Source organism: Deltaproteobacteria bacterium (assembly GCA_026388415.1).
In the GTDB taxonomy this organism is placed as follows: Bacteria; Desulfobacterota; Syntrophia; order Syntrophales; family JACQWR01; genus JAPLJV01.
The window spans coordinates 135,673-147,246 of the sequence record JAPLJV010000044.1 but is presented as its reverse complement, the minus strand read 5'-3'; the positions used below and the strand labels follow the sequence as shown (position 1 = coordinate 147,246).

Sequence of the window (11,574 nt, the reverse complement as noted above, 5' to 3'; positions counted from 1 at the left end):
TCGGCGCTTGCGATTCGGTCCTCCTGGCCATCGTCTCCGGCAAGACCCGTGACCGCTGCTTCGAAGCTTGCTCATGGATCGTTGACGAGGTCAAGAAGGAGGAGTTCATACATCTCATCGAGCATCCGTAACCCGTTAATAAAAAAATATGGAGGTTCTGGGGCTGGATTCTGTATTACACACTTCGGATTGGGAATCCTTAATGACTGTTACTACTATTGGGTAATATTAGTTGGGGGTTGTCGCAAGACCAGAACATATCAATCATCATTGATAGCAATCCCTAGATAGCAAATACAAGTAGCTATTTTTTTGATCAAGGTATATTGATGAGTTGCGGGCGAAATGTGGCATTTTCGGGAGATGATCGGGGGCAAGGGCTCATTCCTGAACTGTTGATTTTCTCATTTCCCACGATCCTACTACATTCCAAATGGAAATCAACAATCTGGCCTGAAAGATGAGTATATCATGAATAACTTGACATAATTATATTCAGTGTCATTTACCGGGGCGTCATGCCCTTTCTTCTCAGTCTAGTCATGTGTATTGTACTGCTCTTTCTCTTTCCCCAACTGGCAACGTGGCTTCCCGGTTACATGATGAAGTAGGAAGCGAACAAATCTTAAGGCGCAAAGAGTCGGATAAATATGGTGGAGATAAAGTTTTGCGGCAGGGGTGGACAAGGCATCGTAATTGCCGCCCAAATACTGGCACGGGCCTACTTCCTCATGGGCAGATACCCACAATGCTACGCGCTCTTCGGCGGGGAGCGCAGAGGCGCGCCGGTAACGAGTTTCCTGCGCGTTGACGACAAGAAGATATACCTGAAATGCGACATCAAGAAACCTGATCACCTCATATATTTTGCCCCTGACCTGATTGACGAGGCTGAAATCGAAGGAACCTTAAGACCCGGTGGCTTTGTCCTCATCAACACTCCTTTCGATCGGGATCACTTCGGTTTTAGGGAATTGCCCGTGGCGGTCGTGCATGCCTCGGCCATAGCGCAGAGAGAGGGTGTCGGCACCGCGATCAATACGACCATGCTTGGCTCCTATTGCAGGGTTGCAGGGGACATCCCCGTAGACGTTCTTCAGGAAGCCATCAGGGTTTCCGTGCCCGGAAAAATAGAGGAAAACATCAAATCGGCCTTTGAAGGGTATAATATGACTGTTATGCCGGAGGGAAAGGCATCATGACCAGACAGATCAGCCCCAGGGTGGGAAATGTGGACGCCATCATACCAATATCACGAGTAAGCACGGAGGCCTTTAAAACAGGGCAATGGAGCCCGAGAAAACCTTCCTATCGCGAGAAATCCTCTCCTTGTCGCGAGGCCTGTCCTGCGGGAAACAACATCCCGGCCATGCTCTCCTACGCTGCAAAGGGGGATTTTGACAGTGCCCTGGCTTCCCTTCTCCAGGAAAACCCGCTGCCTGGAGTCTGTGGCAGGGTCTGCTACCATCCCTGCCAAACGAAGTGCAACAGGAATCAGTTCGATGAGACCGTAGAAATCAGGGCACTGGAACGAGCCATTGCCGATCTGGGCAAAGCAATCCCCCCGATTAGCAGCAACCCCGAAGACAGGAGAACCACCATAGCCGTCATCGGATCGGGTCCTGCCGGGCTTTCGGCCGCCTATTTCTTAAGGCTCTTCGGCCACAAGGTTACGATTTTCGAATCGAGGCGGGAGGCGGGAGGAGTGCTCAGGCACGGCATCCCCGAATACCGGCTCCCCAAAGATGTTTTGTCGAGAGAGATCGACCGTATGCTGGCCCTCGGCATAGCCATGAAGACCGACGTAAGGATTGACAGGGACGGGCTCATCGATTTACAGAATCAATTCGACTACATTTTCCTCGGTACCGGGGCCTGGCTGCCCCAGAAGCTCGGGACAGCCTCCGAAGAAGGCGGACCGGTCCTGTACGGCCTTGACTTTCTCTCCCATGAAGGGAAGAAGGATCTTTGCCGGGGCAAGAAGAACATCGTCATCATCGGCGGGGGAGACGTGGCCGTGGACGTGGCGAGAACGGCACGCCGTTTCTGCAGCCCCGAAGCAATGATCACCATGATCGCCCCGGAAAAGGAAGACGATTTCCCTGCAATCTCCGAAGGAATTGGAGAGGCGCATGAAGAAGGGATCAGGATCATAGGTGAATACCGGCCAAAGGAGTTTCTGGGCAAGGAGCGCTTGGAGCAGGTGAGGCTCGCGAAAACAAGAGTCGAAAAGGATCCCGCCACCGGAAGGTACACGCTCTCACAGGGCGAGGGCGACGACTTTGTCATCGATGCCGACCTTGTAATTGTCGCAATCGGTCAGATCCCTGATGCGGGCCATTTCCTTCCGGAAATAGTGGACAAAGACTCTTCAAAAGTCATTGTCGATAACCTGGGTATGACCCCGTCGCCCGGTGTTTACGCGGGCGGCGACGTCATCAGGCAGAGACCTGCCGTAGTGGATGCCATCCTGTCGGGAAAACGGGCTGCCCTTTCCATCCATCTGAAGGCGAACGGGTACGATGCGGAAAAGATTATGCAGGCCTTGACCCTGGGACAGGGGTCATCTCTCTCTATGGGCGCCTATATGAAGGACGGCACAATTGACCTCAAGAGGGTCGTGGAGTTTGCTGATTTGAACACGTTGCTCTATAGGAAGGCAAAACCGAATGTTCAGGCGAAATCTCCTCCTGAAACGCGGAAGGGCAACTTTCGTGAAGTCAATGAGGGGCTCGACAGGCAAGCGGCAATCGACGAGGCGAAGAGATGTTTCTATTGCGGGTCCTGCATCGGATGCGACCTGTGCTTTTACCTCTGCCCCGATATTTCCATCGTAAAAGAAGGAGACAGAATATACAGCGTGAAGACGGACTACTGCAAGGGGTGCAGCATCTGCGCCACCGTATGCCCCCGTCACGTGATAGAAGTGGAGGACAGACTATGAGAGATCTCCTGTCGGGGAACTATGCCATCGCTGAAGCGGTGAGAATGGCGAAAGCCCAGCTTATTCCGGCCTACCCTATCACACCCCAGACCCCGATTTACGAAAGACTCTCCGAGATGGAGTCCCAGGGAGCGTTGCCGGGAACCATGGTGCGGGTGGAGTCGGAGCATTCGGCAATGGCCATGTGCGTTGCCGCCTCCATTGCCGGGTTGCGGGTCTTCACCGCCACCTCATCGCAGGGCATCGCGCTTATGCATGAGATGCTTCACTTTGCCTCGGGCAACAGGGTTCCCGTGGTAATGGGCTGCGTGAACAGGGTCCTGGCCGCGCCCTGGTCTTTCGGGTGTGATCAGACCGATACCCTCTCTCAGCGGGATACGGGATGGATGCAGTTCTACTGCGAGGACAACCAGGAGGCCTTCGACACGGTCATCCAGGCGTACCGGATCTCCGAGGCGATGCTTTTGCCCTCCATGGTCATCATAGACGCCTTCTTTAATTCCCATTTCATCGAACCCATGGACCTGCCCGATCAGGACCAAGTGGATCTCTTCCTACCGCCGCCTTCGCTTCCCGAGCGCTTCAACCTCGACAACCCCGCCTTTGTCTCCAATGTGGTCACGGCGGGAACCCAGTTTTTCCCCTTTAGGGAGACAGCTTTTCATGACATGGAGAATGCCAAGGAGGTCATCAGGGAGGTGGATGAGGAGTACAAGGTGCAATTTGGGAGAGGATACGGGATGGTGGAGGCAATACAGACCGACGATGCCCGGCTTGTCCTTGTGACGAGCGGCTCCATGACAAGCACAGCCCGTATGGCAATCGATAATCTGAGAACGAAGGGGTTTAAAGTGGGGCTCCTGAAAATCAAAACTTTCAGGCCCTTCCCGTGGAAAGAGGTCCGGGATGCTTTGCAGAATGCGGCGAAGGTCGTTGTCATCGATCGGAACATATCTCTCGGAAAGGGAGGTATCTTTTGCCAGGAATTGAAGTCGGCCATGGCCAACTCCACAGCCCGGCCACAGATCTACGGATATATTGCGGGACTCGACGGAGTAGATGTCTCTCCCGAAATCCTCGAGGGCATCTGCCTGGAGGTATTAAACAAAGAGGCACCCGACGATCTACCCGTATGGGTGAGGGGTAATTAGCATGGACACACAGAATATCGTTGAAGACCAGATGAGATCAGGACACATGGCCTGTCCCGGATGCGGGGTGGTGATAGCCATGAGGCTCGTGCTCTGCGCCCTCGGGCCCAAGACATTGGCCGTTATCATTCCATCCTGCTCCTCCGTTATTGCCGCTACCCATCCCCACAGCTCCCTTGAGGTTCCCGCATTCCACGGCACCTTCGAAACAGCAGCGCCAACAGCAGCCGGGTTATCCTATGCCCTGAAAATAAGGGGCAGGAACGATATCGCCGTAGTCGCCTTTGCAGGCGACGGGGGGACCTTCGATATAGGATTACAGTCCCTTTCCGGCACGGCGGACCGGAACGAAGACTACATTTACGTCTGTCTGGACAATGAAGCCTACATGAACACGGGCATCCAGGCAAGTTCCGCCACCCCGCGGAGCGCCTGGACGATTACAACGCCCAAGGGCCGTACTGCCAGGAAGAAGAACATCATGGAGATCATGGCGGCCCACCGCATCCCTTACGCCGCCACAGCCTCCATAGGGTATCCGCAGGACTTGATGGAGAAAGTGCAGAAGGCAAGAAGCATGGGGGGGACCAAATTCATCCACATTCTTACACCCTGCGCCACGGGCTGGAGGATGGCGGAAAACCTGACCGCAACTGCCGCCATGTTGGCGGTGGAGACGAAGATCTTCCCGCTCTATGAAGTCTTTGACGGTAGGAAATACTTTATTACCTATGACCCTCTGGGTCTGCCCGTGGAAGAATACCTGAAGTCCCAGGGGAGATATCGCCACCTCGGCGCTACCGAGATAAACCAAATGCAAGCGGAGACCGATGAGGAATGGGAGGGCCTTTCCCGGCGCACTACTACAGCCTGTCAACCTTCACACGTAAATGAAACGGGGATCATATGAGCTATTATCTGAATTATGAAGGGGGAAAACTGGAATTTTCCCTGCCGCCGGCCTGGAATGTACTCACCTGCCAGGATTGTTCAGCAACACCGGTAGTGGATGATGTTGAAAAGGAGATCGGCCGTGCCCTTGATAACCCGATAGGGTCTTTGCGTGTCGAAGAACTCGCCAAGCCGGGGATGGATGTGGTGGTGCTCTTCGATGATGTTCAGCGAACCACGCCTGCCTACCTCGTCTTCCCGCCCATTCTCGACCGTCTCAACAGGGCCGGTATCCCCGACGAACGGATAAGCGGCGTCTGTGCCTTAGGCACCCACCCGGCGCTTTCCCCGGAACAGTTGGAGAAAAAGGTGGGTAAAGAGGTTATCCGGCGTCTCCAGGGCCGTGTTTTCAACCATGATCCCCGTTCCGACGATAATATCCTCGTGGGCAGGACCAACAGGGGAACCACTGTCGAGTTAAACAAGCTTGTAGCCCAGGCTGATCTGATCCTCGGAATCGGGGAGTGCATGCCCCACCCCTATTCCGGATTCGGTGGGGGATGCAAGATCATCATGCCCGGAGTCTCGTCCTACCGGGCGGTGGCCGAACATCATTATACGTGGATGCGCCACAGAAACAGCAAGTTGAACCTCCTCCAGGGAAACCCCTTTTACGAGGACCTTGCGGAAGTGGGCCGTATGAGTAGGCTCGCCTTTAAGCTCGATTTCATTATGAACGAAAAGCATCAGGTCATTCGGGCCTTTGCCGGAGACCCCGTTGAAGAACATCGAAAGGCATCGGAATACGCTGCCTCCCTCTACATGATCTCTTTACCTAAGCGTCCCGACGTGGTGATTACGTCTGCTGCGCCGCTGGAAATCGGCGTGAACGCCATGAAAGCGCTCCTGAATGCCAGCTTTGCAGTGCGGACGGGAGGTACCATCATCTGGGTTGCCTCCCAGAAGAATGCAGGGCCCATCATGCCCCTCGTGGAGCAGATGGCCACCAAGGAGACTGCAAACGAGTATCATCGCAGGCTGCTTCGGGGCGACATACCGGATCATCTCAAGAACTTTGGTATCTCCTTTATCATGATGGTGGTTATTTTCAAGGAATTGTCCGAAAAGTTTACCGTCATCCACGTACCTGAGGCCCTGACGAAAGAACAAGTGGATATGATGAATTTCACCTATGCTTCGAGCCTCGATGAAGCAGTTTCAGCAACCTTTGCGAAAATGCCTACGGCCGATGTGGCGATTTTTCCGTCGGGGGGCGCGAGTATTCCTGACATCGCATAAAAGAGATGCCACCAGACACTCGCGGTGCCGACTTCACAATGATCGATTGAGCCTTAGTGATCATGTCATGAAAGGCCTTCTATGATAAAGGAATCGACAGTAGCCGACGTTAAAAAGATCGTTGGCAGAGAAAATATTCTCGTATCACCGGAAGACTTAAAGGCATATTCCTATGATGGAACGACAACCTGGGTCCATCAGCCTGATTTGGTTCTATTTCCTAAGAATACGAAAGAAGTCTCCGAGGTCATGAAATTAGCAAATAGAGAAAAAATACCTGTAACTCCGAGAGGTGGCGGTACGAATGTGAGCGGGGGTTCGATCCCCATAATGGTGGTATCGTTCTCTGTCTCTCCAAAATGAACAAAATAGCAAGAATCGATAAAGAGAATCTAATGGCGACGGTGGAAGCCGGTGTTGTGCTACAGGATTTTATTCTCGAACTGGCGAAAGAAGGGCTTTGTTTTTCTCCAGATCCCCAAAGTTTTTATGGTGCTACAATCGGAGGCATCATTGCTGAAAATGCCGGTGGTCCTTCTTGTCTGAAATACGGTGTGACAAAACAATACGTTTTGGGAATGGAAGTGGTTCTTCCCACTGGTGAAATTGTAAATCTTGGTGGCAAGACCTTGAACAATGTCATTGGTTATGACCTTCTCCACATCATCATTAGTTCTGAGGGAACACTCGGCGTGGTGACAAGGGCCAATTTGAAGCTGAGGTTAACGCCACCGGCAAGGAAGACAATCATGGCCGTGTATGACGATGTGGCCGTTGCAGGCGAGAATGTCTCCAGAGTACTGGAGGCCGTCATCTCCTGCTACGCCAGGAAGGATTGCAGCAAGTTATACGGGATATTTCCTGGAAATGTCAGGTAAGGCTCTGTGGCCGATTCAGACGGCTCGTGGCGAGAGGGAAGAACCGCAACAATGCCGTGACGGCAATAGCAAGAGAACTGTCTGCCTTCATGTGGGCAATAGCAAAAGAAGTACCAGTGTTGGGTTAACAGCTTCCAAATAACAATCCGTTGCAATGGAGGTATGATGGCTTATTAACAAAATCCAAGGCATAAGCAGGGGCGCAACCACGTGAGGAGAATCCTCGTAACACCTATGGGATAAGGCTTGCCGAATTCCTGCTTGTAGACAGAGGCAGCTCCGCGATGAAGAAAGGTCTGGCGGTATCCAACCCGCGTATATCAGGATGATCAAACGTCGCTTATCAGGTTCCGCCTCTGCTTATGCTCTGGAAATAGGACAATGCATAACCGCTTGTTAAAGCACCAGGGAGAGGACTTTTTTGTTGACAACTAACAACCATATCAGGTGTTAGATGCGTGGCTTCATTGATATTTTATCAAGCTCAGCCCCATTGATAACCAATCGAAAGGTGGGGGCTTTGACCATCGGCGTAAATTACGGGATGAAAGCTGGAAATACTTGACAGCCTGTTTCCTGTTCGGATAATGTGCAGACAAGCTGAAACAAAGCATGACAAATTTCTGCCATTAATCCAACCTGTTAAAGATAAAAAATATTGGTCGTGAAAAGAGGCGCGCAGGAAATGAACCTGAAGGAAATACGTCAAGAAGCTAAGAAACGTTTTAACGGTATTTGCCGTGTGTGCCGCGAGTGCAACGGCGTGGCCTGTGCCGGTGAATTTCCCGGCATTGGGGGTGCCGAAAGTGGCGCATCGTTCATCAATAACTACAATGCCCTTGCCGCTCTGCGCGTCAAAATGCGCATAGTCCACGCGGCCAGCGATCCCGAGACGGCGCTGACTCTCCTGGGACAAAAGCTCTCTATGCCGATACTGGGGGCGGCAGTGGCAGGCGCCAAAATGAATTTTCAAGAAATCATCAGTGAAGAGGAGTTGGCTACGGCCTTTGTCACCGGTGCTCGGCAGGCAGGAACGCTGGCTATGACAGGGGACGCGCCTGATCCCCTCATCTATGCCACGGGTTTGCGTGTCATCCGTGCGAACGAAGGGGTAGGCATTCCCATTACCAAACCGCGTGACCAGGCCAGCATTATCGCCCATTTCCGCGAGGCTGAGGCTGCAGGTTGTGTCGCTGTGGGGGTAGATGTGGACGCCGCTGGCATTGTGCCCATGCGGGCGGCTGGTCAGCCGGTAGAGCCAAAGACGGTATCGCAACTGAAGGAATTAGTGCAAAGCACGACCTTGCCGCTGATTCTGAAGGGCATTATGTGCGTGGAGGACGCCTTTGCTGCGCGGGAGGCAGGGGCTGCTGCCATTGTAGTCTCTAACCATGGTGGGCGGGTGCTGGACCACACCCCCGGTACTGCCGAGGTTTTGCCTCAGATAGCACAGGCTGTGCGCCGCGACATGGTAGTACTGGTCGATGGAGGTGTACGTAGGGGAGTGGATGTGCTCAAGATGCTGGCCCTCGGTGCACATGCCGTCCTCGTAGGCAGACCGCTAACCATTGGTGCCTTTGGTGCTGGCGCCGATGGTGTGCGGCTGACCTTGGAACAGATGCGGGACGAGCTGAAGGTGGCCATGATCTTTACCGGATGTACCAACGTAAACAAAATCAGAGAGGATGTATTCTGGAGGTAACGAGACTATCAAAAGCGACTCGGAATACTGCCTGAGAAAGGAGGAACTCTGGGAGAAATTGTTCATACGTCGTGGATCAGAATTGTAAGAGAAAAGGGTCCCACAAGAAGAGCCAATATGGGAGGCTGAATAGAGCGTCCGGAAATATGGAGGTATCATAGAACCATTGAAAGGGGGGAATACTTATGAAATGCAACGTTGGTAAGACCGATAAAATGTTTAGGATCATATTGGGGGTCATTATTATCCTGGTGGGTGTCTATTTCCAAAGCTGGTGGGGCGCTGTTGGCGTTGTTCTTATTGTGACCGGTTTTATTAGATGGTGTCCAGTATATCTGCCTTTTGGATTTTCTACCTGCGGAGATAAAAAAGAATAAGAGCAGCTATGTATTGTCTGGAGGTTAACATAGGTTAAGGATGTAGAAAAGGGGACAGTTGACCGGTAGTTCACACACAATTTGTGGATGTGATAGAAAAGAAAATTGCACGACGGGTGGAATTTCGGGGGCAAGTGAAGGTCGAAAAATCAGAAAAAATCTGCCTCCCCTTTTTCTGTTTTAGGAGCAACTTACTGATAACGGTATGAAATGTGGCATCATCCGGGTTGCTTTTTTCCGATGATCAGGGGTATTTGAGTCTTCCTGAAATCTTGCTTTTCTGATTTCTCTACTCAATGCAACCTTTCATTTGGAAATCAGTGTTTGAAACCAACATAAACCGGCGAAAACTTTTATTTTCGCGTATAAGCATCTGCCCTGTCAATAACAGTCTCCTATATTCGGTATCCAAGTGAATCAGTATTGCTCATCACTTTGGGTGAATTTCACTGTATTGCGTCCCGGGAGAATATCTTACTCTTTATGGAGAGTAAGGATGGGATCAAGCTTGGAAGCCTGATGGGCGGGGTAAAGACCGAAAACGAGACCAAGAGATATGGAAATCCCCAATCCACCCACGAGGGCGAGTGGAGAAAAGACGAAGTGCCAGCCGGTAAAGTGAGCAATTATAAATGAGGCGCCTTCGCCAAGCAAGATGCCAAAAATGCCGCCGATGAGAGAGAGGATGAACGCTTCCAAGAGAAACTGGTTTCTGATATCCCTTCTCTTCGCTCCCAGTGCCCGCCTTATGCCGATCTCGCGTCTTCTTTCCATGACTGAAGAGATCATTACGTTCATAATTCCGACACCTCCCATGATGAGAGCGATGCTCCCCACGGCGCTGAGAAGCAGCGTATAGAGGCGCATTTGGCGTTCCATCTGAGCCACCATTTCCTCCGGGCTGGTGATTTTATAACTCTTCACCCGGGTATGCTTGCCGAAGTAATCTCCTATCTGTTCCATGGCCACATTGTTGTCGATGCCCTGTTTTACTTGAGCGGTAGTGGTAGCCGTCAGAACATCACCCGTCATCCTCTGGGCAGTTACAAAGGGGATATATACCGCCATGTTGACATCTATGTCCCGCATGAAGCCTTTCTGCGCCGGTGCCACAACACCTGCTACAGAGCAAATGCCGGTTCCTACCCTTATCCTCTCGCCCAGAAGCCCTTGCCTTCTGATTTGCATCATTTTTTTGGCTACTCCCTCCCCCACTACACAGAAATGACTCTTCTCATCTATATTGGTCAGAAATCTTCCCTCCTGTATTCTGAGTTGCTGGAGGCTGAGGAAGGCATTGGTGATACCGAGAGCAAACGCACCGCTCATTTTCTTCCCTCCGTAGGATACATCAACCAATGGACTCACAGAAGGTGCCACAGTGCCTACCGTTGGACAAAAAACAGGAATGTCCAAAAGCTCCTTGAGCTGACGAGAAAAGTTTGGCCTGCTGCCCTGGGCCACGCCGGATGGGTCATTGCGAATTGTGACGATATCGGTGCCGACATTGGCGAACTGTCTGCGGGCCTCATCCTGAGCCATGACCCCTAAAGAAATCATCGCAATGACGGCACCGATACCCACAACAATGCCGGTAAGTACTATGAGCGTTCTCTGTTTCGACACCCACAAGTTTCGCAGCACTTCGGTAAGGTCAGCGCCTATCATGGTTCCGTAATCACTCCATCCCGCAGTATCATGTGACGTTTACTTCTCTCCGCTACGACGGGGCTGTGGGTTATAAGGACAATTGTAAGACCTTCATCGTGTAAGGTCGAAAAGAGGTCTAGAACGAGATTTTCTGCCAGGGCATCCAGAGCACCTGTCGGTTCGTCCGCCAGGAGGAGGTCAGGGGTGCCCACCAGCGCGCGGGCCAGAGACACCCTCTGCTGCTGTCCACCGGATAGTTCGGAAGGTCTTCTGTAGGCAATCTCCTCCAGTCCCACTTTTTTCAGAAGTTCCCAAGCACGGCACTGAACCCCCTCCTTTGCGATACCCCTGTAGCGAAGAGGTATACCGATATTCTCCAAGACGGTAAGTCGTGGAAGGAGATTGTAATGCTGGAAAACAAAGCCTATCTTTCTGTTTCTGAGTTCGGAGAGGGTATCGTCGTCTTCATAGGTGACCTTCTCTGCCCCGATAACGTAGTCGCCCGCGGTCGGCTTGTCGAGAAGACCGATGATATTCATCAGCGTAGTTTTTCCACATCCTGACCCCCCCGTTAAAACGAGAAAGTCTCCGTCCGCCACGTCCAGGTCCACGCCCTTAAGCACCTCAATTTCCGTGGAGCCCACGCAATAGCTTTTCCTTATACTGTTCAGCTTAATCATAC

12 protein-coding genes and 1 pseudogene are annotated in these 11,574 nt (G+C 52.1%); 11 read left to right on the top strand and 2 right to left on the bottom strand.

The window, feature by feature from the left end:
• Window positions 1–23: 23 nt before the first annotated feature.
• The 11 genes and pseudogenes from NT140_10315 to NT140_10265 all read left to right on the top strand — a co-directional run bounded on the left by NT140_10315 (window position 24) and on the right by NT140_10265 (window position 9,242).
• On the top strand, window positions 24–131 hold the full coding sequence (locus NT140_10315; protein ID MCX5832259.1) for a hypothetical protein: 108 nt from the start codon (window positions 24–26) through the stop codon (window positions 129–131).
• A gap of 519 nt (window positions 132–650) precedes the next feature.
• Window positions 651–1,202, top strand: coding sequence for a 2-oxoacid:acceptor oxidoreductase family protein (locus NT140_10310; GenBank protein ID MCX5832258.1), 552 nt, complete (start codon window positions 651–653; stop codon window positions 1,200–1,202).
• Window positions 1,199–2,944, top strand: a complete 1,746-nt coding sequence (locus NT140_10305) for an FAD-dependent oxidoreductase (GenBank protein ID MCX5832257.1) — start codon at window positions 1,199–1,201, stop codon at window positions 2,942–2,944. The genes NT140_10310 and NT140_10305 overlap by 4 nt, the downstream gene beginning before the upstream one ends.
• Window positions 2,941–4,095 carry a pyruvate ferredoxin oxidoreductase gene (gene porA, locus NT140_10300; GenBank protein MCX5832256.1) on the top strand — a complete coding sequence of 385 codons (1,155 nt, stop codon included), beginning with the start codon at window positions 2,941–2,943 and terminating at the stop codon, window positions 4,093–4,095. Before NT140_10305 ends, porA begins: the two co-directional genes overlap by 4 nt.
• A 1-nt stretch (window position 4,096) precedes the next feature.
• Window positions 4,097–5,005: a thiamine pyrophosphate-dependent enzyme gene (locus NT140_10295; protein MCX5832255.1), complete on the top strand. Its 909-nt coding sequence runs from the start codon at window positions 4,097–4,099 to the stop codon at window positions 5,003–5,005.
• Window positions 5,002–6,285: a nickel-dependent lactate racemase gene (larA, locus tag NT140_10290; GenBank protein MCX5832254.1), complete on the top strand. Its 1,284-nt coding sequence runs from the start codon at window positions 5,002–5,004 to the stop codon at window positions 6,283–6,285. The genes NT140_10295 and larA overlap by 4 nt, the downstream gene beginning before the upstream one ends.
• 81 nt (window positions 6,286–6,366) lie before the next feature.
• On the top strand, window positions 6,367–6,648 hold the full coding sequence (locus NT140_10285; protein ID MCX5832253.1) for an FAD-binding oxidoreductase: 282 nt from the start codon (window positions 6,367–6,369) through the stop codon (window positions 6,646–6,648).
• Window positions 6,645–7,163, top strand: a complete 519-nt coding sequence (locus tag NT140_10280) for an FAD-binding protein (protein MCX5832252.1) — start codon at window positions 6,645–6,647, stop codon at window positions 7,161–7,163. Before NT140_10285 ends, NT140_10280 begins: the two co-directional genes overlap by 4 nt.
• A pseudogene (locus NT140_10275) lies at window positions 7,103–7,291 on the top strand (IS110 family transposase). The gene NT140_10280 and the pseudogene NT140_10275 overlap by 61 nt, the downstream one beginning before the upstream one ends.
• A 557-nt stretch (window positions 7,292–7,848) precedes the next feature.
• Window positions 7,849–8,865: an alpha-hydroxy-acid oxidizing protein gene (locus NT140_10270; GenBank protein ID MCX5832251.1), complete on the top strand. Its 1,017-nt coding sequence runs from the start codon at window positions 7,849–7,851 to the stop codon at window positions 8,863–8,865.
• A gap of 185 nt (window positions 8,866–9,050) precedes the next feature.
• Entirely contained in the window at window positions 9,051–9,242 is a 192-nt protein-coding gene (locus tag NT140_10265; GenBank protein ID MCX5832250.1) for a DUF2892 domain-containing protein, read from the top strand.
• A 474-nt stretch (window positions 9,243–9,716) separates the two neighbouring features.
• Here the strand turns inward: NT140_10265 and NT140_10260 are convergent, their stop codons facing one another.
• Together NT140_10260 and NT140_10255 are read right to left on the bottom strand one after the other, a co-directional pair.
• On the bottom strand, window positions 9,717–10,910 hold the full coding sequence (locus tag NT140_10260) for an ABC transporter permease (GenBank protein ID MCX5832249.1): 1,194 nt from the start codon (window positions 10,908–10,910) through the stop codon (window positions 9,717–9,719).
• Window positions 10,907–11,572, bottom strand: a complete 666-nt coding sequence (locus NT140_10255) for an ABC transporter ATP-binding protein (protein ID MCX5832248.1) — start codon at window positions 11,570–11,572, stop codon at window positions 10,907–10,909. The genes NT140_10260 and NT140_10255 overlap by 4 nt, the downstream gene beginning before the upstream one ends.
• Between the last annotated feature and the right edge of the window lie 2 nt (window positions 11,573–11,574).